The organism is Gimesia chilikensis, assembly GCF_007744075.1.
Classification (GTDB): domain Bacteria; phylum Planctomycetota; class Planctomycetia; order Planctomycetales; family Planctomycetaceae; genus Gimesia; species Gimesia chilikensis_A.
The window spans coordinates 2,508,514-2,533,663 of sequence record NZ_CP036266.1; the positions used below are offsets into that span (position 1 = coordinate 2,508,514).

Here is a 25,150-nt window from a genome sequence, read left to right on the forward strand (position 1 = left end):
CCTCTAGTCCGGTAAACACCTCGAGGTGCCTCATGGTTTCCATTACGAAAGGGCACCGCAATGCGCAATTTATTAAACAAACAGACTCCTCGGCTGGTTCCATTCACTCCTCCACGGTTGCCTGCACAGGCGGATCGGGAGGATGTATTAGGGCAGGTGATCCTCTTCCTGGTGATTCTGCTCGCGATCCTGTTGCAGGCACTGACGTAGAAACTGACCGAATCGTCTCTATTCAATTGCCCGCCGCCGGTTAAAATGGAATGAGCTTTGAAGAACATTCCCTGTCGGGGATTTTGTACTTCACCCGAGATAGACATCCATCAGAACAGGCGGCGAGGCTTCATGTCCGGCGAATTCAGTGCAGATTGTTTTCGAGCGATTGCCAATTACACCTATGACTGGGAAAGCTGGCATGCCCCGGACGGGCGTCTGCTGTGGGTCAATGCGACCGTTGAACGTATGACCGGCTACACGCCCGAGGAATGTCTGGTGATGCCGGACTACCCGCTGCCGCTGGTCGCGGAAGAAGACCGTTCACGCATCACAGAGATTCTGACCGCGGCGCAACAGGGAGATATCGGAAATGATATCGAATTCCGCACCGCGCACCGCGACGGACGCAGTCTGTGGACGGCTGTTTCCTGGCAGCCGATCTATAACGATTCGGGAACGCACCTCGGTTTCCGTACCAGCATTCGCGATATCACGGAACGACACGAGTTGAAAGAGCAGTTACGGCTGCATGCAGCACATCTGGAGCAGCTTGTGCAGGAGCGGACTGCCCGGATTACGCAGCTGGAAATTCATCGTCGGAAAATGGAAAAGCTGGCGGCGCTGGGTCAGCTGGCCGCTGGCGTGGCACACGAAGTCAACAATCCCCTGGCGGGTATCCGCAACGCGTTCGCGCTGTTCAAAGCTGATATCGCTCCCGATAACGAACATTACGAACTGCTGGAACTGATCGACAGTGAAATTGAACGGATCAGTTCGATTACCCATCAGATGTATCAGCTGTATCGCCCCAGTTCTCATGATGCGACGACCTTTTCATTATCGCGTGCGATTGAGGACGTTGTCTGTCTCTCGCAACCCGCGGCTGCGAAAGCTGGTGTCACGATCGATTGCGAATCGGATCAGGAAGAGATCCAGGTGACGCTGCCTGAAGGGGAAGTCAAGCAGATCCTGTTGAACCTGGTGCAGAATGCGATCCAGGCATCCCCGAAAGGGAGTGCTGTCCGTTTAGAAGTGGGGGCCGGTGATGCTACCGTCAGTGTGGCGGTGATCGATCAGGGGGAGGGGATTCAGCCGACCGATCTGCCGCAGATCTTCGATCCTTTCTTTACGACTAAAGTTGGAGATTCCAAGCAGGGGATGGGCCTGGGGCTGTCGGTGTCACGAAGTCTGATCGAGGCGATGGGAGGCACTATCGAAGTGGCCAGTCAGCCGGGAGAGGGGGCTGTCTTTACGGCGAACTTCCCGGTAGCAGATCCTCCCGGGAATCGTTAACGTAAAGCGTAGCTGTCTGAGTTCCATTGATCTGATCCTGAAGTGCAACAGACGAAGAGAAGACATTCATGAGTGAAAAGCAGCCCCCGCGAATCCTGATTGCAGACGACGAACCGCTGTATCTGAAAACGACCGGGCAGTTGCTGCGCAAAGCCGGGTTTGACTGCGTTTGTGTTTCCCATGCGGGGGCCGCGATTGAAAAACTGGAAGCGGAGCCCTTCGATCTCATTCTGTCAGACCTGAATATGCCGGGCAATCTCAAGCTGGAACTGCTGCACCAGGGACGCAGTAACTGGCCGCACATTCCACTGATCGTTGTGACCGGCGTGCCTTCCATGCCCTCTGCGATTGAAAGTATCCGCCTGGGAATCACCGATTACCTGTTGAAGCCGGTGAAATATGAAGATCTGCTGGCGAGCGTCCGAAGGGCGCTGGCCATTCCGAGTCGTGTTTTCCAGCGGAGCGAGAGTATCACCGCCCGCGAACAGAGTGAATTAGCGAAACGGTTTCCGAATATCGTCGGGGCGAGCGCTCCGCTGATGGAAATTCTGGATATTGTCGATCGCATCGCCGAGACCGATGTCAATGTGTTGATTACCGGAGAGAGTGGGACCGGAAAAGAGGTGGTCGCGCAGACGATTCACGAGCACAGTCTGCGCAGTAAGGAAAACTTTCAGATCATTGATTGCACGGCGATTCCGGAATCCCTGTTCGAATCGGTGCTGTTTGGTCATGTGAAAGGGGCCTTTACCGGCGCGGTGAACGACCAGGAAGGGCTGCTGAAACTGGCCGACAAGGGAACCGCATTCTTTGATGAAATCGGTGAGTTGCCGGCTGCGTCGCAGTCCAAGCTGTTACGGGCGATTCAGGAATCCCGTTTTACGCCTGTAGGAAAAAGTCAGGCTGTGCAGATCGATACGCGATTCGTCTGTGCCACCAATCGGAAGCTGGAATCGGAAGTGAGTGCCGGTCGTTTTCGCGGCGATCTGTATTATCGGCTGGGAGTGATTCATATCGAACTGCCTCCCCTGCGTGATCGAGGAGATGACGTCGTTTTACTGGCCGAACATTTTCTGAAACTGACCCTGAAGAAAAGTGGTCGCGAGTTGCAGTTCGCCCCGGAGACCCTGGAGTCTCTGCGGGAATACTCCTGGCCGGGAAATATTCGGGAGTTGAAGAATGTGATCGAACGTGCCGTCGCGTTGACGCGTGGGGAGACGATTGAAAAGACCGAGCTTCCTGAATCACTACTCAATCCGCCGGCGAATCTCCAGCACGATTCCAGTGGCGTGGCCGAGGGCTCGCGTGATGAGGCCATTGAAAACGCCGAGTATCAGTACCTGACTGCTTTACTGGAAAAGCATGAGGGGAATATCTCCCAGGCAGCGCAGCAGGCCGGTCTCTCGCGTCAGGGGCTGCATAAACTGCTGAACAAGCACAATATTTCTGCGGCTGATTTTCGCTCGTAAAAATTTCGGGCGGCGTGAGTCTCTTTCTGAGACTGTCAACACGGGGCGACACCTGTCAGTCTCCGTTCACACCTCTCTGTCCCGTTTTTCGGAACTGCCGACACTGGTAAATCGGGCAGTGTATAGATCAATCGATGTCGAATTGGCGCCGCCTGTACGTAACCGATTGCCGCTGTCAGGTACTGGCCTGAAACTTGCTCTAAGAGATCTACAGTCCACGCGACTGGATGACGCGAATTATCGATGGAATACGAGTATCGACTGATTGATTTGAAGTCAGGAAAAGGAAGATGAATTTTAAACAGAAACAGATCGTAATCACCAGGAACGATTATTATAAACTCTCGCGACTGTTAAACAGCGAGTACACCCAGGCAATTGGAAACAAGCCGTACCTGACCGGTTTACGGAGTGAACTGGAGGCTGCGGTGATTGTCGATCCTGAAGAGATCAGCCCCGATGTGGTGACGATGAATTCCAAGGTCACCCTCGTCGATCTGGATATCAATGAAGATGAGACCTATGTGCTCGTCTACCCGGACCAGGCTAATATCGCCAGTGGAAGGCTGTCGATTCTGACGCCGATTGGAACTGCTATATTAGGCTGTAAAACAGGGGACGTGGTGAGTGGAAACGCCAGCCGCATGCAGATTAAAGAGATTGTTTTCCAGCCGGAACGGGCGCGGGTCCCTTCCTGAATGCCCAGGCTGTTTTTACGTTGAATTCACAAACAGCCTGAAATGGTAAGGGCTGTCAACCGCGTTTGACGGGCGCTCCCCGTCGAGTTGACAGCCCTTTCCCAATGCAGATCACAGCTTAAGGTGTGATATCAATATGCAGCAAATCCGGGTACAGCTGTAAGGACAGCAGGAACAGGACTAAGGGTGTGATTCCCAACAGTACCAGGATCAGGATCAGCCGGATGACCATGAAAGACTCTGCCCGATACGAGTCTGTTTCTTCCACGCTGTGTGACATTCGCGTCGCGGGAGTTTCCACGTAAGGTGTAATCCGTGAAGCACTCAGCCTCTCAAACGAACCCTGTGTGTGTCGCCTGATTTTCTGGCGGGAACGGGTTTCATGATTTGATTTCATCAGCATGTTCAGCCCTCCTTCATCAGGGACATTCGTGGATCGAAAACAACAAATCTCAATTACATGAGAGAAGCAAATAGTGGGCCAGAACAGCAAAATCGGTTTTTTGTCAGGTGAACACGAAAATCTTCCCGCTGCTGGTTTTGATTGACAAAGGGGACCCCGGGGTCTATATTTGGCAAAAGATGCATCACTTATACATGTTTAAGTCAGAGGTTGAATCATGCAGCTTACCATCCAGACCGATTATGCGTTGCGAACGCTGATGTATCTCGCTTCACGCGATGATCGAGCGACCGTAGCAGAGGTCGCGGCCCTGTTTGACATTTCAGCCAATCATGTGGCGAAGGTCGTCAACCAGTTATCCCGCTTTGGATACATCCGTAGCGTGCGGGGCCTGGGAGGTGGGATCGAACTGGCGGTGCCTTTGGACGAGATTCGACTGGGGGAAGTCATCGAACGCTTTGAAGGGAACCTGCATCTGCTGGAGTGTGTGGGGACCGAGGGGGTCTGTGTGATCCAGCCTTTCTGTAAATTGAAGGGCGTGCTGGCGGAAGCGGAACGGCTGCAACGGGAGTATCTCAACAGTGTGACCCTGGCAGATGTGGCGCCTTCCCGCAGACAACTGAAACAGGTGACTTAGGTCGAATCTGTTTTCCCTACGATGAGTACTCCATTTATGAGATGGGATTAAACGATGCAGACAGGCAGGCGAAAACGATTGAGTCTGAAATTTATGCTGCAAGCGGGTATTCTGTTGGTGATTCTTTCCAGTCTGTTCCTGCTGCTGGAAGAGGTGCCTGCGGAAGAATCTCAGCAGAAAGCGGATCCGCCGAGACAGATGCAATATCCGACAACCGCCGTTGAGGCCCGGGTCCGGGCACGCATTTTACATGAAACCGTGCATGGTGCGCTGCAGGTGATCCATCGGGACTTCTTCGAGGAAGAGGAGAGCCGGGTAATTCCCTCGCATTCGCTGGAAGATGTGTTTAAGGAACTGAAGCGGAGCCAGGGCATCAAGGTACGCTGGCTGGCTGTGAACGCCCGGGCGATGAATGTCGACAATGAACCGCGGACGGAATTTGAGAAACAGGCGGTTAAAGTGCTCTCGGCGGGGAAGGACGAGTTTGAGCAGGTCACCGACAAAGAGTATCAGTTTACGGGAAGCATCCGGCTGGCTTCACAGTGCCTGAAATGTCATCTGCCGATGCGAAAAAGTAACGAGGCGCGGGTAGCCGGGCTGGTCATCTCGATGCCCCTCAAAGCAGCGGAGAAAGAGAAATGAGCCGGTCGAAGCATGCTGATTGCTATGTAATGGACTTGGACAATCCCCGTGAATCCCTCGAGATTCAGGGCACCAAACTTGATTTGTAAACAAGGTTAATTTAGATTCACGTCAGCCTTCACGGTTAGTTGCTTCGGTTTTTCGCATAGTCCCGGAGTAACGGGCCCGCCCAATGACTGGCGCTTAACTTATTGGGCGGGTCTTTTTTTATACCCACTCAAGACAAGTAATTCCGAATGTTCGATGTAGTTTGAGATTTTCGCTGAGACGCACTTCATGTGCAGTGACTTACCAGGAGGCAGAGAACGATGAGAGCGATACGAAACTGTCTGGTTATTGTGATGTTGAGTGCCTGTCCCCTGGCCGTGGTTACGTTGGCCCAGCCTCCCGCGGAGGAGAAGGCAAAACAAACTACTTCTCCGACGGAAGGAAAGCAAGACGACTCAGAGGAAGCGGCTTCTCAACTGTCACTTCCCGAGGCGCGTGAGCGCGCCCGACTGGCGCACCGCTTTTACTCGGCCACGCTGGATGCGATGCATCGGAGTTATTTCAACAGTGCGACAGCGCCGGTGCCGGCGCGTGTGATGGAACGGATGTTTGCGGACCTGGCAGCGGATGAAAACATCAAAGCCCGGTGGATTGCCGTGAATGCCAACGCCATGAGTGTCGATCATGAGCCGGAAACGGAATTCGAAAAACAGGCGGCCCGGGAGATCGCAGCCGGGAAAGGGGCCTATGAGCGAATCGAGAACGGCGTCTACCAGCGGGCTGGTGCCATTTCATTAATGAATCATGGCTGTCTGACCTGTCATCTCGGGTTTGGAAAAAAGAATACCAAAGATCGCTTCGCAGGCTTGATCATTTCCATCCCGGTTAAAGCGCAGCATAAATAGTCGGGCAGCCGATGACCGGGCTCTATAGAACCGGATAAAAACGTCCCGAGGTAAGTCAGTGTGTCGCACTGCTGGTGAAGCACCTGCTAAGTTCTTGAATCCTTGTGCTGACAGATGTAGAGTATGCATTAGTGGAGATCTTCAAAGCGAAACTGATTCCACTATTTCAATCTACCTTATTTACGCCTGTCTCTCCGGAGTACCTGCAATAACCTGATAAAACCGCTTTGAGCATTCAAACATGAATCGATGAATTCCTGTGCAATGTATGAAACAACTGCTGTTTGTTACGGGCCTGTAAGCCGGAATTTATGGATCAAAAACACGTGCAAGATAACGCTCCTCTGATCGTAGTGGGCATCGGTGCTTCCGCCGGAGGGCAGGATGCCCTGCGCAGCTTCTTTTCCACAATCAACTCAAACCCCGGTTATGCGATTGTGCTTATTCAGCATATGCTCCCGGAAGGGGCTGATACACTGCTGGAAACGATGCATAAGCTCAGTCCACTACCTGTCTCACTGATTGAGCAGGATACGCCTCTACAGCCGGATCATGTTTTTATTGTCCCCCCACACTCCAGTTTCGCATTCAACGCTGAAACTGAGTTTTCTGTCAGGGCGGTGCCACAGACAGGTCAGGGGACGCCGGTAATTACGCCTTCGTTTCAGTCACTGGCGGCACAGCTGCAGCAAAATTCCGTGGGCATCCTGTTCTCGGGAACGGACAACGATGGAACCGAGGGGCTGCATGCGATCCAGGAGGCCGGCGGCCTGACAATGGTACAGGATCCGGATTCTGCCCGGCATACTGAAATGCCTGCCGCTGCGATCACTGCGGGGAAGGCCGACTATGTGCTGCAACCGGAACAAATGCCTGCAGAATTGAAGGCTTGTCTCTCCAGTCTGAAACTGGACCGCGCGCCTCAGCAGGGAGAATCAAACTTGCAGACACAGGTGGAAGCACATCTGCCAGAAGTCTGTAACCTGTTGCTGCAGGAGACGGATCACGATTTCCATCATTATAAAACGGGAACCCTGATTCGGCGGATCGTACGTCGGATTCAGATCTCGCGGCTGCATGATGTCAGTCAGTATCTTGCACATCTCGAGGAGAATCGAGATGAAGTACAGTCACTGTTTCGTGAATTGCTGATCAGCGTTACTTCCTTTTTTCGGGATCCGGAAACATTTGCTGTGCTGGCCCGGGACTATCTCCCCCGGCTGTTTGAAAACCGGGACGCTGATACGCCGATTCGCGTCTGGGTTTCCGGTTGTGCCACGGGAGAGGAAGCGTACTCGCTGGCAATCCTGCTGTATGAAGCACGTGAACGAACTGCGCTGGATGTAGAGATGCATGTCTTCGCGACTGATATCGATGAACGGGCTTTGCAGATTGCGCGGGAGGCCGTGTATTCGACATCGATTGAAGCGCATGTCTCCCCGGAGCGGCTGACACGTTTTTTCAGCAAAAAAGGGAAACAATACCGCGTGAAGAAGGAAATCCGCGATTTATGTGTGTTCTCTACGCATAATCTCATCAGTGATCCTCCCTTCTCACAACTGGATTTGATTTCCTGTCGTAATCTGCTGATTTACCTGGATACCCATCTGCAGCAGAAGCTGGTCTCTGTGTTTCATTTCGCTCTCAGGCAGAATGGTTACCTGTTCCTCGGACCTTCCGAGAATCTGGAAATGCACTCGGAAATGTTCCGTCCGCTGGATAAGAAAAATTGCATCTCCCAGCGCAAGTCCGTTCCGGTTCGTGCCTCCGCTTTAAAATATACGCCGCATCGCAACCGGAATCCTGCGGTTGAAATTGATAACCGGGAAGTACCCCTGACGGAGTTGCCCGGTATCGCTCAGCAGATCATTCTGGCCGAATATTCTCCCCGGTATGCGGTGGTGAATGAAGATGCGAATCTCCTGACGACATCCGCGGGCATTGAACAGTTTCTGGAATTTCCGGAAGGAAGTTTTCATAACAACCTGATTAAAATGACGCGTTCCGGTTTGCGGAGCGGACTGCGTTCGGCGTTATCGCAAGCCAGCAAAACGCGCGAGAAAGTGCTCGTTGACACGTTGACTTTTAAAATGGGGGAAGAACTGCGGCGGGCACGGCTGGTGGTGCATCCACTGTCGGAAGTCAGCCAGGAATCGGCTCTGTTTCTGGTGGCATTTGAAGATCTCGGATCAATTATACAGCAGGCTTCTCTTCCGGAGGAGTCGAATGCGGGGACGATCGATGCAGAGTCGGTGATCGAACAACTGGAATCGGAACTGGAGCGAACACAAACCGAGCTGGAAAACAGCATTCAGGAACTGGAAGGTTCGAATGAAGAGTTGAAATCATCGAATGAAGAGCTGTTGTCAATCAACGAGGAACTCCAGTCTGCCAATGAGGAACTGGAAACGTCCAAAGAAGAAATCCAGGTCAGCATGGATGCGTTGGGCCGCGCCCAGGCGGATCTGGAAAACCTGATGAACGGCACCCGCATCGCGACCATCTTTCTGGACCGTGAACTGCAGATCAAGAGCTTTACGCCTTCAGCAATCGAAATCTACAACCTGAATCAATCGGATCTCGGACGACCACTGACGGATCTCACGCACCTCGCCAAACGCATGCCCAAACTTCCTTCCATAGAAAGTATTGATCGAAAAAGCCTGCCTTTTGAGGACGAACTGCAGCTGAAAAGCGGGAAATGGCTGCTGCGTCGCGTGCTCCCCTATGAAAGTGAAGGGGTGTTTGATGGGATGATCGTCACCTTCATGGATGTGACGGAATTCAAGCTGGCAGAAATCCGCCTGGAAACCGAACATGCAATTACGCAACTGCTGTCTGATGCGGATTCCTTAAAAAAAATCGATACCTCGATTCTGGAAACCATCCGCAAATGCCTGCAGGCCAGTGTGGGGTTGCTCTGGCTGACAGATTCCGAGCAGGAGCGGCTCTGCCTGGAAACCAGCGTAGTGACCAACACTAAAAAATTCCGCAAATTTCTGAACAGCAACCAGACGATTCAGTTCGCCCGCGGAGAGGGATTACCCGGTCGTACCTGGGAGAGTCTGCAGCCGGAATGGTGTGAGGACATTCATAATCTGGTATGGTTTAACCGGAATGAAATTGCCCGCAAGAGCGGCCTGTCCAGCGGAATTGCCATCCCCGTGGTCTCAGACCGGACCTGTCTGGGCATGATGGAGTTTTATACGACAGAGCAACTGCAGCCCGATCCCCTGCTGCTGAACATGTTTAATTCGATCGGTCATGAGATCGGATCGTTTATCAGCCGCTGCCGGATACAGAATCAGCTGTACGATGAAATCGCGCAGAAAAATGCCGTATTGTTGTCGGCCATCGATTGCATCATGACGATGGATGCCGAAGGGCGTATTCAGGATTTCAATCCTGCTGCAGAGCGAACGTTTGGCTATACAGAAGAGGAGGCGCTTGGCCAGTCCCTGTGCGACCTGATATTGCCTGAGGAGTTTCGGCCGCGATATCGAGAAGAGATGCAAAGGTTTCTGGAGACGGGGAAATCCGAACTGGTCGGTCGTCACCTGGAACTGTCTTTCCTGCATAAAACGGGAACGGAGTTTCCGGCGGAGCTGGCAATCAGTGTGACACAGCTCGAAAAATCAAAACATTTTTTTACGATCTGCCTGAGAGACATCAGTCAACGACGTCAGCAGGAGGCAACCCTGCGAGACACGGAAGGTCGTGCCCAGGCACTGGTTGAAGCTTCGGCGCACATGGTCTGGACGATGACTCCGGATGCAAAAACCGAAGAAGATTCCCCGTCGTGGCGCGAGTTTACCGGCCAGACCTATGAGGAATGGAAAGGCAAAGGCTGGGTAGATGCGATACATCCTGATGACCGGGAACGGACACTCACTCAATGGCAGACCGCTTTTGAAGAGCGGGAACCTCTGTCTTGTGAGTACCGTCTGAGTCATCGCGACGGCGGCTGGTCCTGGACTTCGGTGCGTGCGGTTCCCCAGCTTAATTCAGAGGGGGAGGTGCTGCGCTGGGTGGGTATGAATTTTGACATCTCCCGTCAGAAACAAATGCAGCAGGAACTGGAGTCCAACGAAAAGCGGCTGCTGATGGCGCTCAAGGCAGGCGGCCTGGCTGCCTGGGAATGGCGACCGGAGGAAAGTTTCTGGTCTAATGAACTCTATGAACTGCTGGGGGTTCCGCGGAGCACTTTAGCCTGTCCGGAAACGTTTTTCTCCTGCGTCCACGAAGAAGATCTTCCCGGTTTAAAGCAGGCCTGGGGAGATGCGATTCAGGGCGTCAAAAACTACGACACGACATTTCGTATCATTCGTCCTGACGGTCGGGTTCGCTGGGTGGCCGGTGTAGGGGAAATCTTCCGGGATCAGCAGGGTAATGTGATGCAGATCTTCGGCCTCAACTGGGACTTTACCCAGGAACGCGAAGTTGAAGAAACACTGCGCAAAAGCGAACAACAGGCCAAGCAGGCCAGCATTGCCAAAAGTGCTTTCCTCGCGAATATGAGTCATGAAATCCGCACGCCGATGACGTCGGTTCTCGGGTATACAGACCTGTTGATCGGGATGGAACAGGATCAGGAAAAAGCCAGTTATCTACAGAACATCAAACGCAACGGCAATTTTCTGCTGGATATCATCAATGACATTCTGGATCTCTCTAAAATCGAAGCTGGCAAACTGGAAATCTTTCGGGAGCCATTCTCACTCATGGGCTTGATATCGGATGTGCGTTCAATGATGCAGGTTCGGGCCAGCGAAAAGAACCTGGAGTTATTCATTGAGTTTAACAGCGACCTTCCGGAACAGTTGGAGAGTGACCCTAAGCGACTGCGACAGATCCTGCTGAATCTGATCAGTAATGCAATCAAATTCACTGAGCAGGGAAGTGTTCGCGTTGTGATTGACTATCAGAGTGGCGCGGAGGATGCGACCCTGACAATATCTGTTATTGATACCGGTATCGGCATGTCGGTAAAACAGCAGGCGCGTCTGTTTCAGATGTTTAGCCAGGGGGACATTTCCGTTTCGCGAAAATATGGGGGAACCGGTCTGGGGCTGGCCATCAGTCAGCGACTGGCTCATATGCTGAACGGAATCATTTCCGTAACGAGCCAACCGGGAGAGGGGAGCACGTTCACCTGCGCCATCCAGCTACCTCCGGGCGATCACGTGAAACTGATCCAACCGCAGCTGAAAACGGATACACCGGAGCCGGTCAGTATGCTGGATACATACCAGTTAAACTGCCGGATCCTGATCGTCGATGATCAACGCGATGTGCGGCATCTGGCGAAACTGCTGCTGCAACGAGCCGGTGCTGAGACCGAATTTGCGGAAGATGGTCTGCAGGCCGTGGAACTGATCAAGCAGCAGTTGCAGCGTGAATCTACTGCAGATTTGATACTGCTGGATATGCAGATGCCCCGGATGGATGGTTATCAGACGGCGGCCCGCCTGCGTGAAATCGGCTATCGCAAGCCGATTGTCGCACTGACTGCCGATGCGATGCAGGGGGACATGAAACGCTGTCTGGAACTGGGCTGCGATGACTACCTGAGCAAGCCCATCGATGCCAGAGAGCTGTTTGAAATGGTCTCCCGATTGACGCAGCACACAACCTGATCAACGCGGGGCGATGAGCGAAACGCTTAAAGTGTTGTATAACACGCACTGGGCTCCACCTTAATGCAGCCGTTGACTTTGTGGGGGGACCACGGTCTTTGTGGCGATCAGGCATATTGTATTCTCCTGCAAGTATTATCGCAGAATCAGCCTGTCGGGCATAGAAATGCGGATCAACATCTTCGTGGTACAAGTTTATGCAAGTAGTCTGACAGTTTTCCGGTTTTGGGATAGTCAGATGAATCATCGTCACCGGGGCGGTAGAACATCCAATGATCTACCAGGCCGGCAATCAGGTGCTGTACCAGGTTGTAAAAAATGATAGGCAGTAGGACGCCCGGGTGATCGGCTAACGCCATGGAGGCCAGTACCAGGCCTGTGCCATTGTTATTCATCCCCAGACCAAACATCAGAGCGATCTGATCAGCTTTACTGGTATGCTGTAAACGGGAAATCACCCAGCCAGCGAAAAACGCAGTCACGCACAAGAAGGATGTAATCACCAGGGTGACTGCAAGAAAGTCGAGATCGGGACTGGCGATCGCCTGCGGTAATGAAACAGAGGCATTCGAGTAGTTGAGCAGAAGCAGAATTGATGAATTGACGAGCTTCAAATTGGCTTTGCGGGCCTGAACTCGCTCTTTCCCCATGAGCTGGCGACACAGAATTCCCAAGGCGGAAGGCAGGATGACCGCAATCAGCAGAAACCAGCCGGTCTGCGAACCCGCCAGCTCATGCAGGTCTTCGGAATAGTCGCCGGTGGTCATGAACCCGACTGCATGCAAGGCCAGTGGAGTTGCGAGCGGGCTGAGAAACGTTGAGCAGAGGACCATCCCCAGGCTGATTGCCATATTGCCATTCGAGTTCTGCGACCAGGCAGTGGATGATCCTGCAATTGGCATTGAAGCGACTAAAGCCAGGCCCACCAGGATATGTTGAACTTCATCGGGGTTATGCCACAACTGCATTGTGAGCATTACCAGGGCGATATAGCAAATCGGGATGATCAGATTCGCCGATAAACCCAAGGCCAGGGGGAGTGGATCCCCTTTTAATTTTCTGAGTGCGGAAAGGTCGACGCCCAGCCCCGCATTAAATAATAAAAAACCGAGCATGAGCATGGGCAGGCTGATTGTGCCCCAGGAGACCGAACGGATGGCAAGTCCCAGTGTCGGGAAAAAAGCCGCGACAAGGTAAGAGCCGAGCAACAGCCAGATAAAACGGGCATGCACAAATCTCGAGACTCTGATTAAATATTTCATGCGTTTTCTCTTTATCCTTCCAAGATAACAGTCAGAATCCGGACAGAGTCATCCGTTCGTGCAGCGCTGAGGGATACGAAAAAAGTCCGTTTGAGTCCCAGTCTGAGAGGTACTTGTATCACCGTCCGGCAATCGCGAGTCTCGACTCGGCTCGCTGGTTACATTATTACTTCAGCCTGCGATTGAAAACCGGTAATCAAATTAATTCGAGTTTAGAAAACAGGTGCGGTGATTCATGTCTTTTAATACCCGTCAGATACGGCGCAGCAGATAAGGAGATGGGAGTGACAAGAGAAAATGATTCCGCCTGGTCTTCAGTTTTGTGATGCAGCGGCTGGAACGGGACTCTCCGCTTCAACCCAACTATGAAGTATGGGTAAGAGGATTAATTCAGACCGCTAGTAGTGACGATGGCCATCGGATATTCAATTTCAAGTCCTGACAGATTGCCAGAGAGAGTTGTAGGCATCAGGGCCAGCGAGGTACTCGAAGCCGGCATCTGAATGGGAGTGAGATATTCGGAGACGCATTTGAAAATCAGGTCTCACACCCAAGGCAGGCCCCGTCCTGCTGGAGATATTGAAAGCGACTGATCAGCGCGATTCCGTTACGGTCAGAAATAATGAAGGCCGTAAAAAACTAACTGCGATCCGTCGCTTCCAGTCAGAGGCACACCGTAAATACGACCACAGGCCAGACCAGGGTGGCAGAGATAAAAGCCATGCCTGGAGCTCCGAAGAACCTACTGCCCTGATCACGTGTCAAGAAGACGGGCAGAAAATCCAGTACACAACCTGATCGACACAGACTGGCGCTGATCGAGAATCAGCGCCAGTCGCTGACTGTTTTACTTCTCGCTGAGCAGATGATTGGTAAGACTGCTCTGCTGGGAATAATTTACCTGGTGCGGCAGCATTTCCTGATTTCCCTTCATGTCTTCGGCTGAGGTGACGAGGCGCAGGTTGCCAGACTCGGGAACAGGCAGGACGATTTCCCATTCCTGGAAGTTGGCTGCTGTGGGACGCACCGGTTGCTCATTCACCTTGACCTGTTTCACGTCATAATTATCTGAGGTGACGCCGCGAACCAGGACTTGCCCGGATTGCTGCGGTTCAATGTGAGTGATGACCGTGACGGGGGGCAAATCGTCAATGGGTTCCAGGTCGAAGTAGTCTTTCAGGGAGTACGCATAGTCGGAGTCGCCGGCGGCACGCGGGAAGAAGACGGTGGTGTTGACTTCGGAAAAATTCAAACGACGGTACTCATGTCGGTGCATGACACAACGCCATAATCCATAAGCACAATCGTGCAATTCGAAATCTTCAATGCGAACACAGGGAGTCCCGCAGTGGAAGGCCCAGTGCGAATCCCAGACTTTGGTATTCCGCAACAGGAACGGATGCTGGTAGTCGGGGCCGATGCCTTCGACATCACTGTCTTCCTTGTTGAATCTTCCCCCGGCAAAACCGCCGAGGTTGATGGCAAACAGTCGCTGGCAGTGTGCTTCGTTTCCATCGAAGCGAACGAAGGGCAGAGTGCGGATATCGACTTCTTTCATGGAACCATCTTTTTGCAGGATGGGCAGGGTCGGGTTGAAGTCTTTCCGTTCGACTACTTCAAAACGAAAGCCGTCTTCATCACATTCGGCGGCGACATTTCTGGTGAAGGTGTTCAAGCTGTTAGCCCACCAGAACCCGGATCCCAGGTTTAAATCGTAAGGCAGCACCTGCTTGGGAAGCGGTTTACCGCCCAGTGCCTGGACCGCCAGATTACGGTCAAAGATATTATAAACTTCGGTTCCGTCTTCCAGGAAAAATCCATGGCCGACACTTTTGTAACCGACGCAATCCTTGACCACGAGGTACTGGGTTCCGTGGACCGTGATCCAGCGGTTATGACTGTCCCAGACCGAGAGCCCCGTCAGACTGCTGCCACGCATGGAATCGCCGACGAGGTGATAGTGGATAGGGTATTTTCCGAGCGTGTCTTTCTTCCCCAGATGACGAAACTCGGCATAGCTGATGCTGCCCTTGGAATCAGCGTGATACATCGTGTGTCCGCGAATCCCTTCCGGGTCGGCTGACTCGACAATCACGTTACGGGAAAGATTGGCCACTTCGGCCCGGTATTCACCACTTCCCAGGTGATCAAACTCCAGCGGTTTATCGAAGCTGACGATCTGCAACTTCGAATCAAAGCCGCCCCAATGCCGCATTCTGGTGATGACTCTTTCTTCCGTCGTGGGATTATCCGCAACGCTGTTGTCGTCGCCAGATTTGCGGTGCCGGGTGCCAATGTAGCCAAACTGTCTGGTAGTGCCCGAAAGAATGATGCGGTCTCCGACTTTCCAGCCGGGAAGGGGATACGGCATCACGACCCGCGCTTCACCGACTTTGGCAGTCTGATAAGGGAGCTTGACCCAGGTACGTTCCAGGGGAGCACCATGAATATCCATGCGTCCGCCGCAGCAAATGATGGCCGGGCAGGTCTCTTTGTTCATGCCCTCAATGTAGTGCAGGCGGATGAGGGCCGTATGTTTCGCGGGGATGGGGGAATCAGGCCGACCCACTTCAAGGGTGGGGGCAGGACGCGCGAACGAAAATGCGTTCTTCGCGTTCTTTCCGTCCGACTCAACGACCATCTGACAATCAAAGCCTTCTTCACAGTAGTGATCGAGGTCTTCGATCCGAATCAGTCCGACTTCGAGTCGGGTATTGCGATCAGATGCGAATTTGAGTGTTCCCGAAATCTGGATGCCACGAATGACGTCTTTCGAATCCACATCATAGACGATCTTGTGGTCACGCTGAATTAAGACCTGGGCACCAGCGCCAGGAACTTTGCCTCCCTGCCAGGTTTCAGGGGAGGACCATGGTCCGCTTTGAGCGGAGTGAATGACTTTCATTTCTGCATGGTTATGCGTTTCATGTGCCAGCAGGGGCGAAGCTCCAGTGACCAGACAGGCAAGTCCAGCGAGGAAATGCACGAGCAGATTTGATGGGAAATGATGCATGGAATCTCTTCTTAAAACGATTTGCGAATTGTGGCTATGTTGGGCTGCTGTGAGCAGGTTGTGTTATTCATCCAGTTGGTCGGCGTCCTGCGTTTTACGCTTGCGGACCGGTCGCTTCGTCAATTGAACATTTTCGAGTTCGATCGGTGTCAACTGGTTATTTCCTTCTTCGACGGTAATGGTGATCTCTGAATCCTGGGGGATCGAATATTTTTTCCCCAGTTTGTTCCAGGGTTTATCGGAATTCGGATTATCGAACCAGAGGATCCCCACCTGATACTCTCCTGCAGGGGCGCCGTCGCCATGCTGATAGGTGGTGAGCTGAAAATGCCCTTTTTCATCCACCTTGGCCCGTGGTCTGGTGCCGCGTGAATCAAATTCCTCGCCATCGGCAGGATAAAACACCATCACGGCTCCTGTTGCCGGTTCTCCGTTGATGGTCAATATTCCCTCCACCGTCTGCAAATCAGGCCGCGGATCCTGATTTCCACAACCAGAGAACAGCAACAGGCTCAATAACGCGATGCTGCAGGGGACATTGAAAACAGACGATTTCACGGAATCACTCCAGCTAACATGGTGACAAGTAATACGGTAAGAGAATAAGCAACAGTGGACCCCGCGGGCAGTTCCCCGGCTTCCTCAACTCAACCAGGTCAAGCGTTGTTTAAAACTCGCCTACAACTTCTCCGCCTCCGTAGGTGCAGAGGGCGATAAAGGTGAGATTGCTCATATTTTCGCTGAGGAAGCGGACCGACCCATCGGCGAGTGCCACCTGCACGCCTCCAGTATGGAAGGAGAGGGGATTGGCCCACTTGTTGGTCGAGTTGATGAAGTTCGGCCCATAGCGTGTGACGCCATCGTCTTCAAAGCCATACATCCAGCCGGCACAGGGGCCTGCCCAGTAATCAAACCAGCCTCCAAACTCGGGGTTGTTCGTGACGAAGGTTCCCGATGTGCGGTCCTTGTAAATCCACTGTGATCGTCCCGCTGATTCATGCACGATGATTGTGTTCGATGTGCCATCGACGATATCGCGAAACCGTTTCCCAGATCCCCCGCCACCAAAGATCCCCAGATTGGAATCCGCGGCGGCACCAGGCACATACACCTGATGAGAGTTACTGTGAATTCCCCGCTGACCGGCGTAGTCCGAAGTAAATGCGCCTCGGTTGGCATCGATGGTCCAGCCGCTGGAGAGACGCATGCGTAATTCCGGCGTCATCTGTGTGCCACCTGGAGTAGACGGGCATTCAAAGAGTGTAAGTTTGGTTTCGATCGCATCCTGGTTTTCGGTATCCCAGAAGGAGTAATCGTGGTTGTAGATGTTTCCGAGAGATGCCTGATCGAAATAGCTCAATGTCTGTGGGATCCAGCTGTTGTAGTGAAAGGATCCATCAGCGCGCTGTCCGTAGTAAGTCTCTAACGGAAAGATCTGGTGGGTGCCTGCGTAGTTGTGCAACGCCAGCCCGATCTGTTTGAGGTTATTCTTACATTGCGTACGTCGGGCCGCTTCACGCGCCTGTTGAACGGCAGGGAGTAACAGTGCAATGAGGATTGCGATAATCGCGATTACGACCAGCAACTCAATTAAAGTGAACCCGCGGCGCGCACGGTTGGATTGCGAACAGGACATGGGAATCTCCGGAGTAGATCTTAAATCGACAACACACAGGCAGACCGTTTCAGTCGCGGGGGTTGTCTGGAAGCAATTCCGGTGGGGCTGGCATCGCTGAGATGTTGGCAGGGAATCACAACAGGGATGATTTCTGTTTTGGTTGAGAGTGAGATTCAGTCTCACTACCCAGAGGATAGTCGGTCAGTATTTGAATGCAAGGGGGATCGTTAGAGATCCCTGAAAAAAAGGCATTCTGGATCAATACGTCTTTTGATAGCCGGCTGTTTCTCAGCTTTTGTGACTGATTTTAGACCAGGAAAACCATCGAAGTGAACTGGCGTTTCTCGCTTCGCTCGAGTTCCCGACAGGGAACCCGGGTTATGGTCAGTTCTTGTGTGTAAGGTGCTGATATTAAGCCGCTTACGCGGTTTCCAGTCGTCGCACAATTCTCAGTTCAATGCGTTCCTGTTTCAGACCGGCGTCTTTGAAGATGAAATCGGCAGTTTTCCGGAATTCGATTGCACTGCATGCAATCATTCATCGCCAAGTCTGGTGTGAGCCATTTCATTGAGAGGATACGACCATGAAAAATAACCAGAGGCGATTCGAAACTTTGAGCCGTTTGACACGACGGCTGCAGCAGAGCCTGTTTGCCAGACCCCGACGACGGTCTGCTGCCCGGGTACAGCAGCAACGCTTGCAGCCGGCGAACTGCCAGATTGAACTGCTGGAAGAACGCACGTTGCTCACGGCTGCCTTTTCGGAATTGACCAACCCGAATCCCGATTATAATTCCGACTTCGGTGACTCCGTGGTCACGCTGAGTACGGGCAATATTGTTGTCACAGATCCGAATTATGATGGCTGGAAAGGGGCCGTCTATCTGTTTGATGGTCAGACGGGGGACTTGATCAGCACGCTCACGGGATCTACGGCCTATGAACAGGTGGGTAGTGGTGGCGTGACTGCATTGCCCAACGGGAATTTCGTGGTCAGCAGTCCGAAGTGGAGCGGTGGAAACCTGGGCTGGGAAGTGGGGGCGGTCACGTTTGGGAACGGTGTGACCGGTGTGAGTGGCGTTGTCTCGGCGGAGAACAGTCTGGTGGGAAGTTGGGTGAGTGATGGCAATGCAGGCGGACGAGTTCTGGTTTTGGAGAACGGCAATTATGTAGTCACCAATCCCTTTTGGAACAACGGCGACCTGAACGACGTCGGTGCGGTCACGTTTGGTGATGCAACCACGGGTGTGACCGGAGTGATCTCCGCGGCCAACAGTCTGATTGGCGCCAGTGAGCATGATCGCATTGGATTTCACTACGGGAATGATACGGGGATCAAACTGCTGGCGAACGGCAATTACCTCGTCGGCAGTCCGTTCTGGGACAATGGTTCCAGCGAAGATGCGGGCGCGTTGACCTGGGGGAATGGCACGACGGGAACAGTCGGTATCGTCTCATCCGCAAACAGCCTGGTCGGTTCTTCCACAGATGATTTTGTGGGAGACTTCATCTACGGCGATGTGAATATCACGTTGCTCGCTAATGGAAACTATGTGCTCTGCAGCCCGACCTGGGATAACGGAACAGTGACTGATGCGGGGGCGGTGACATTCGGTGATGGAACCACGGGAGTGGCCGGTGAGATTTCCTCGGCCAACAGCCTGGTGGGAACGACGGCCGGCGACAAGGTGGGCGCCTTGTATTACCTCACCTCCAGTGTGACAGAACTTGCGAATGGCAATTACGTTGTGTCCAGTCCCACCTGGGACAACGGTACGGTGGTCGATGCGGGGGCGGTGACGTTTGGCAGTGGCACGACTGGTGTTTCCGGCGTCATTTCCGCGACGAACAGTCTCGTTGGCATGACGAAAGATGATCATCTGGGGCGAAAGGGACTCAATAAGAACGGTGTGACGCCCCTGGCCAACGGGAACTATGTCGTCAGCAGTCCGAGCTGGAACAATGGCTCGATTGCGGATGCGGGAGCGGCGACGTTTGCTGATGGAACAACGGGCATCAGTGGTGTGATCACTGCCGACAACAGTCTTGTCGGGGCGACGAAAGATGACCTGGTAGGATATGCCGGGGTCACGGCATTGACCAACGGGAACTATGTGGTGAGCAGCCCTGCCTGGAGTAACAGTTCTGATGTCGTCGTCGGTGCAGTCACGTTTGGAAATGGCACCACTGGAATTACCGGGGCAATCTCGTCCACTAACAGCCTGGTCGGCTCCCATAATGCGGATAACGTGGGCATGGGTGGTGTCACAGCGCTTCCTGATGGAAATTATGTCGCTATCAGCTACAACTGGTCATTCAAAAAGGGGGCCGTGACATTTGGAAACGGGACGACTGGCATTACGGGCATTCTTTCAGCGGAGAACAGTCTGGTTGGCACCAGAGATTATTCTTATGTCGGCCTGGAGGGGGTGACCGTGCTCGCGAACGGGAATTATGTGGTCGTCAGTCCGCAATGGTCGAATGCCTCGTATTATAATCTGGGAGCGGTCTCCTGGGGGAGTGGAACCACTGGCGTTAAGGGAGTAATCTCACCTGCTAACAGTTTGGTGGGGATACAAGCGGGGGACCGTATTGGCTCTGATGGCGTCGTGGCTCTGACGAATGGAAACTATGTGGTCAGCAGTTCGGACTGGGATAATGGTGCGATCATTGATGCGGGAGCCGTGACCTTCGGTAATGGGACCACCGGCAGCATTGGACTGGTCTCATCCACCAACAGCCTGGTCGGTTCCACGACCGACGATCAGGTAGGTTACCAGTATTACTCGGTGCCCACCGTAACGGCGCTTGCCAATGGAAACTATGTGGTTGCGAGCACATACTGGGACAATGGTTCGATTGTGGATGCCGGGGCAGTGACGTTCGGCGATGGCACGACGGGGATCAGCGGTGAGATCAACTCTGCCAACAGCCTGGTGGGAGCGCATGAGGATGACCAGGTGGGAAAATACCGGGCGGGGGTTTCCGGAGTGACGGCACTGCCCAACGGAAGCTACCTGGTTACCAGTCAAGACTGGGACAATGGCTCCATCGATGAAGGTGGGGGAGTGACCTTTGGTAACGGGACCACAGGGGTAACTGGTTTTCTGACGTCAAGCAACAGTGTGGCATCAGAATTGGGAGGCAGTTTTTTAATTAAACTCGTGCGGGATGATGTGAATCAGAGTTTCCTGGTGGCCTACGAAGAAGAGGACACGATTTGGGTCGGTTCGCAGGTTGATGGCTTTAGAGGGACGACCTTTGATCTGATCGAAGATGTGGTCGTTTCAGAGCATGCCCCGGAACAGTCGATCGATCTTTCGGGACTGGAAACTGTCACCGAAGGGCCCGTGATCTGGTCGGCCACGTCTGATAATCCGGATGTGATTCCCGATTCCGGACTGACTGTGCTGGATGAGGCGGGCAGGCCGCGGTTGCGTCTGGTGCCACCTGCAGGCAGGACCGGTTCTGCTGAGATTACCGTGCAGGTTGAAGATGGGGGTCTGGATCATGACCTGTCGACGCCCGAAGACAACGGCACCTTCCAGCGTTCCTTTATTTTCACGATTAACGCGATTGAAGAATCGACGGAGGAATCGCTCACGTTACGGGTCGTGGAGACTCCAACCGAAGTGGATGCCAACGGGGAAGTGGCTGCCCTGCCTGCGAATGAGTCCTGGATCGGTGAATGGACCGAGTACTGGGTGGAGATCTGGGTGCAGACCGAAAATCTGAGCAGCGCGGGATTGGCCCTGGTTGGCCTCGAACTGGCGTATCAGACCGCTGCAACCTCCGCGACTGAAATCCACTTTGGTCCCGCATTCACACAGAACCAGTCTGGCACAATTGATGATGTGAATGGCGTCATCAGTCAGCTGGCGGCGGTCACCGAGACGGTTGATCTGGGGATCGACAAACAACTGCTGTTTGCCCGCATCAAATTTGAGGCGCTGGCGGAGGATGAAGTGGCTCTGGATCTGGCGGGGCACAGCCTCAGTTCGGAGACTCTCTCATTCGAAATTACGAGCTCGCTGGTGGGGCTGGGGACCGGGCAAGTCGTCGAACCTCTGAACATCGAAAATGCCCAGACGGAGATCTGGGCCAATCCCTACGACCTGAATGACGATGGTCAAATCAGTTTCCAGGACCTGCTGCGGTTTGCCAGTGTGTATGGGGCTGTGCCGAATGAGTCAGATTCCGATTATGCCTGGCTGGCGGATCTGAATCAGGATGGTCGGGTCAATTTCCGCGACCTGGTTCTGTTTGCAGGTAATTATGGAAAGAACAAACTGCAGAAAGTGAGACCAACTCGGGTTCATTATCCGGACAATTACCCTTACGGCTGGAATCAACAATTGCAGGCCACGAGTCAACCGGTTGCCGTTTCGACAGCGGCTGCACTGACTCAGTCAGAGGCAGATGTGATGCTGGAGAGTGCCGTTGAGGAGTTGAGTCCGCGTCTGTCGTCCGCCGAACAACAGAAACTGGAAGAGGTGCAGATTGAAGTGATCGATCTGGCAGGGACGACGTTGGGGCAGGTCGTCGGAAACACGATTTATCTCGACATCAATGCGGCGGGCCATGGCTGGTTCATCGATGCCACGCCCCGGGATCACAGCGAATATCAGGCAAACAGTTCCCTGTCATTGATTGCATCGCCTAACAGTGAAGCGTCGGGGCTGATTGATCTCTGGACGGTCATTCATCACGAACTGGGGCACCTGCTGGGGGATGAGCATGCGGAGGAGGGAGTTATGGAATCGACGCTGGCACCCGGTGAGCGGAATCTGCCGGACTGGAATGCTGAGACCGATGACTTCTTTGCTTCACTGAATGCAGACACGGAGTTGCTGGTTTTCTGATATGTAATTCCTCTACTCCGGCTTGCCGATGGTGTTTGTGAAAAACTTTAATGCTTCCTGAAATGCGAATTCGTGATGTCCGGGGGGCGCGCTGAATTCCGGGGTTTTGCCTCCGACCTGTTGATACAGGGGAGTGATCAGCTTGATGCAGCGTTTCGCTTCGGCGGGGCTGAAGCCGTCGGAGACCGCGTTGGAGATATGCAGGGGACGGGGGGCGACCAGCAGGGCCATCTCGGGGAGGTCGAACGCGGGGAGCAGGCCGGGAATGGCGCCGCAGTGACAGTGTCGCTGACGGTCACGGATGAAGGAGACCCGCATGCTGCCGAAGATTCCCTGGACGGAAGTGGCTGCGATTCGCGGTTCGAAGGCAGCGGCGGAGAGGGCGAGCAGTCCTCCTGTTGAGACGCCGGTCGCACCGACTTTGGCTGAATTCACCTGCGGGTCTGCAAACACGTGCTGCAGCAGGATCTGCTGGTGGGCAAACAGCAGGCCGTACCAGCTATAGCCATCCAGGCGTAACAGGTGATCCAGTTCATGGTGCCGGTCGCTGCCCGGTTCCATGCCGACGTTTTCCATCGCATAGACAAGGTATCCCTGTTCGGCAAACTGAGCCGCACAGGCATGCTGATAGCTGTTCGGCTCGGAGAGGATCTGGCTGACTTTGCCATGCCCCATAAAACAGACGATGGTCGGCAGCTTTTTTTCCGGCTGAGATGGAGGAGCGAGACGGAAGAAGCGAAAGATCCGCTGGCCATCATGGTCGACTGCGAATTCCTGTTGACGGAACGTGCCTCGATCTAAGGCTGCCCCCACTGGTTTGATTGTCAGCTTTCCCGGATAAGGATAGACGAACTGTTCCTGGAAGGCCTGGCGTTGCGTCTCCTGCCACTGGGCCCATTGACGCTTGTTTTGAAATTCGGGTACGTGCAGCGGACGGGCGCGGGTGGTTTCGGCCTCGTAAGAGTAAGTGGAAGGCACGGTGATTGGCCCCGAGCTGCCTGCCTGAAAACCGGGAATCTGTCGGGCGGCGTTCGCGTCCGTGATCGCCAGGCATAACCACCAGGGAGGCAGTCCCGAGAGTTTCTGGCCGGGCTGAAATTCACAGTAATAGATCGAAGCGAAGTGAGGTTTGTCTTTCACAGTGCCATTACTCGTGCCCCGATAGGCGGCGTTAGCGAGCTTTCGCCAGCCATGGTCGCGGGGGGAGCGTCCTTGGGAAAATGACCAGGCACCGGTGTTGTTGTACTCGAACGCCGCGAAGACCACGGTTGGCTTTTTGAACTGCAGTTCGACACGCTGACCGCTACCACCGTCAAACAGATAGCGAGGCTGTCCTTCAAGTTCCTGTGGTAACGCGAGCATCTGGTAATCGCGATTCAAAAATGTGTTCTCATCTACGCCACTGATTCCGGGGACCAGTGGCGAGCCTGCGGTTTTCTCAATCAGATTGTTCAGCTTCGCAGAGACTTTCTGGCTGGCTTTGAGTTGCTTTAACGTGGCTTGCAGCGTGGCGACGTCATCGACCAGCAGCGAAGCGGGTTTGTGCTTGAGCAGGGGGATGATTTCATCCGGTTTGCCTGTGGAGCCGTTGAGGTGCAGTTTGACTCCCTGACGTTTGATGGCGGGGACGAGTGACTCATCGTCGAGCCAGCGGGGCCAGAGGCGAATATATTCCACGCCTGCCTGGGCGAAGGCATCGATGGATTCGGGATTTGGAATGAAGCCCAGTTGCTGCGCCTGGGGTAGCAGTTTACGAAACAGCTGCGCCTGTTCCAGGCTTCTGACACCAACGATGGTCTGCCGCGGATCGCCCTGTTCGCGGACCGTTTTCGCAACCGCTTCGGCATAAGCGGTGCCCTGTTCCTTGAGGTCCAGCAGTACGTTGATTTTTCCGCGACAGAGCTGCAGGGCTTCGCCCAGGGTGGGGATTCGTTCGCCTGCGTATGCTTTGTTGAATGCAGAACCGGCGTCGAGCTGTTTTAGCTGAGGCATGGTCAATTCGGTGGCCACTCCGGTGCCGTCGGTGGTGCGATCGAGTTTGGCATCGTGGAGCAGGAAGAGCGTGCCATCTTTACTGGTCCGCACATCAATCTCGACGGCTGTCGCTTTCAATTCGATGGCCCGCTGCAAAGCAGACAGTGTGTTCTCGGGCCGGTCACTGCTGGCGCCGCGATGTGCCACGATCTGTTGAAGAGTGTCAACGGCTGCTCCCGGATCTGATTCTGCCGGGAAGCTCCAGGCCAGGGGGGAAAGCAGCGTCATCAGACAGACTGCCAGCATGCAGTAAAGTGAGTGTCTCATCGTAAAAACCTTTGATATTCCAACTGCCAGGAGGATCTGCTGTCCTCCTGAATTCTAATAGCGATTGCACTATTTATAACGTACCGAAGTACCAGGTGTTGAGCAAATCATCCACCAGTGATGCAGCATTTTATTCATAGAGTCTTCATGCAGTATCCCGGAACTAACCAGTATCGGGAGAGGAGCTGGAAATTCAGCTTTCCCGGTTGGT

Annotated in this window: 15 protein-coding genes; 9 read left to right on the forward strand and 6 right to left on the reverse strand. The window is 53.6% G+C overall.

What is annotated here, in order from left to right; genetic code table 11:
- The first annotated feature begins 60 nt into the window (after positions 1–60).
- From HG66A1_RS31915 to HG66A1_RS09560, 4 genes are all read left to right on the forward strand, one after another.
- Positions 61–210, forward strand: coding sequence for a hypothetical protein (locus HG66A1_RS31915; protein WP_155363210.1), 150 nt, complete (start codon positions 61–63; stop codon positions 208–210).
- A gap of 132 nt (positions 211–342) precedes the next feature.
- Positions 343–1,506, forward strand: a complete 1,164-nt coding sequence (locus HG66A1_RS09550; RefSeq protein ID WP_145182646.1) for a two-component system sensor histidine kinase NtrB — start codon at positions 343–345, stop codon at positions 1,504–1,506.
- Between the two features lie 68 nt (positions 1,507–1,574).
- Entirely contained in the window at positions 1,575–2,975 is a 1,401-nt protein-coding gene (locus HG66A1_RS09555) for a sigma-54-dependent transcriptional regulator (protein WP_145182649.1), read from the forward strand.
- A gap of 290 nt (positions 2,976–3,265) precedes the next feature.
- A complete protein-coding gene (locus tag HG66A1_RS09560; protein ID WP_145182652.1) occupies positions 3,266–3,673 on the forward strand; it encodes a GreA/GreB family elongation factor in 408 nt (135 codons plus the stop codon).
- A 118-nt stretch (positions 3,674–3,791) separates the two neighbouring features.
- Here HG66A1_RS09560 and HG66A1_RS09565 read toward each other — a convergent pair whose 3' ends face one another.
- A complete protein-coding gene (locus tag HG66A1_RS09565; RefSeq protein ID WP_145182655.1) occupies positions 3,792–4,076 on the reverse strand; it encodes a hypothetical protein in 285 nt (94 codons plus the stop codon).
- A gap of 217 nt (positions 4,077–4,293) precedes the next feature.
- On the opposite strand from HG66A1_RS09565, the gene HG66A1_RS09570 reads away from it, so the two are divergent.
- From HG66A1_RS09570 to HG66A1_RS09585, 4 genes are all read left to right on the forward strand, one after another.
- Positions 4,294–4,713, forward strand: coding sequence for an RrF2 family transcriptional regulator (locus tag HG66A1_RS09570; RefSeq protein WP_145038866.1), 420 nt, complete (start codon positions 4,294–4,296; stop codon positions 4,711–4,713).
- 78 nt (positions 4,714–4,791) lie between these two features.
- Positions 4,792–5,355, forward strand: a complete 564-nt coding sequence (locus HG66A1_RS09575) for a DUF3365 domain-containing protein (RefSeq protein WP_232106789.1) — start codon at positions 4,792–4,794, stop codon at positions 5,353–5,355.
- Positions 5,356–5,663: 308 nt separating this feature from the next.
- Positions 5,664–6,248, forward strand: coding sequence for a DUF3365 domain-containing protein (locus HG66A1_RS09580; protein WP_145182660.1), 585 nt, complete (start codon positions 5,664–5,666; stop codon positions 6,246–6,248).
- Positions 6,249–6,574: 326 nt separating this feature from the next.
- Complete coding sequence (locus HG66A1_RS09585) at positions 6,575–11,884, forward strand: CheR family methyltransferase (protein WP_197997066.1); 5,310 nt, start codon at positions 6,575–6,577, stop codon at positions 11,882–11,884.
- A 173-nt stretch (positions 11,885–12,057) separates the two neighbouring features.
- Here the strand turns inward: HG66A1_RS09585 and HG66A1_RS09590 are convergent, their stop codons facing one another.
- From HG66A1_RS09590 to HG66A1_RS09605, 4 genes are all read right to left on the reverse strand, one after another.
- Positions 12,058–13,146 (reverse strand): bile acid:sodium symporter family protein, encoded by a 1,089-nt coding sequence (locus tag HG66A1_RS09590; protein ID WP_145182666.1) that lies wholly within the window; start codon positions 13,144–13,146, stop codon positions 12,058–12,060.
- A gap of 847 nt (positions 13,147–13,993) precedes the next feature.
- On the reverse strand, positions 13,994–16,159 hold the full coding sequence (locus HG66A1_RS09595; protein ID WP_145182669.1) for a G8 domain-containing protein: 2,166 nt from the start codon (positions 16,157–16,159) through the stop codon (positions 13,994–13,996).
- 63 nt (positions 16,160–16,222) lie between these two features.
- A complete protein-coding gene (locus HG66A1_RS09600; protein WP_232106790.1) occupies positions 16,223–16,717 on the reverse strand; it encodes a hypothetical protein in 495 nt (164 codons plus the stop codon).
- Between the two features lie 109 nt (positions 16,718–16,826).
- Positions 16,827–17,795, reverse strand: a complete 969-nt coding sequence (locus tag HG66A1_RS09605) for a DUF1559 domain-containing protein (RefSeq protein ID WP_145182672.1) — start codon at positions 17,793–17,795, stop codon at positions 16,827–16,829.
- A 565-nt stretch (positions 17,796–18,360) separates the two neighbouring features.
- Here HG66A1_RS09605 and HG66A1_RS09610 point away from each other — a divergent pair.
- Complete coding sequence (locus HG66A1_RS09610) at positions 18,361–22,638, forward strand: dockerin type I domain-containing protein (protein WP_145182675.1); 4,278 nt, start codon at positions 18,361–18,363, stop codon at positions 22,636–22,638.
- Positions 22,639–22,650: 12 nt separating this feature from the next.
- On the opposite strand, the gene HG66A1_RS09615 is transcribed toward HG66A1_RS09610, so the two are convergent.
- Positions 22,651–24,939: a glycerophosphodiester phosphodiesterase family protein gene (locus HG66A1_RS09615; protein ID WP_145182678.1), complete on the reverse strand. Its 2,289-nt coding sequence runs from the start codon at positions 24,937–24,939 to the stop codon at positions 22,651–22,653.
- Positions 24,940–25,150 lie beyond the last annotated feature (211 nt).

Excerpts from the sequence above, each read along its gene's own strand:
- HG66A1_RS31915 (WP_155363210.1), top strand. The coding sequence starts at position 61 with ATGCGCAATTTATTAAACAAACAGACTCCTCGGCTGGTTCCATTCACT.
- HG66A1_RS09550 (WP_145182646.1), top strand. The coding sequence starts at position 343 with ATGTCCGGCGAATTCAGTGCAGATTGTTTTCGAGCGATTGCCAATTAC.
- HG66A1_RS09555 (WP_145182649.1), top strand. The coding sequence starts at position 1,575 with ATGAGTGAAAAGCAGCCCCCGCGAATCCTGATTGCAGACGACGAACCG.
- HG66A1_RS09560 (WP_145182652.1), top strand. The coding sequence starts at position 3,266 with ATGAATTTTAAACAGAAACAGATCGTAATCACCAGGAACGATTATTAT.
- HG66A1_RS09565 (WP_145182655.1), bottom strand. The coding sequence starts at position 4,076 with ATGCTGATGAAATCAAATCATGAAACCCGTTCCCGCCAGAAAATCAGG.
- HG66A1_RS09570 (WP_145038866.1), top strand. The coding sequence starts at position 4,294 with ATGCAGCTTACCATCCAGACCGATTATGCGTTGCGAACGCTGATGTAT.
- HG66A1_RS09580 (WP_145182660.1), top strand. The coding sequence starts at position 5,664 with ATGAGAGCGATACGAAACTGTCTGGTTATTGTGATGTTGAGTGCCTGT.
- HG66A1_RS09590 (WP_145182666.1), bottom strand. The coding sequence starts at position 13,146 with ATGAAATATTTAATCAGAGTCTCGAGATTTGTGCATGCCCGTTTTATC.
- HG66A1_RS09595 (WP_145182669.1), bottom strand. The coding sequence starts at position 16,159 with ATGCATCATTTCCCATCAAATCTGCTCGTGCATTTCCTCGCTGGACTT.
- HG66A1_RS09605 (WP_145182672.1), bottom strand. The coding sequence starts at position 17,795 with ATGTCCTGTTCGCAATCCAACCGTGCGCGCCGCGGGTTCACTTTAATT.
- HG66A1_RS09610 (WP_145182675.1), top strand. The coding sequence starts at position 18,361 with ATGAAAAATAACCAGAGGCGATTCGAAACTTTGAGCCGTTTGACACGA.
- HG66A1_RS09615 (WP_145182678.1), bottom strand. The coding sequence starts at position 24,939 with ATGAGACACTCACTTTACTGCATGCTGGCAGTCTGTCTGATGACGCTG.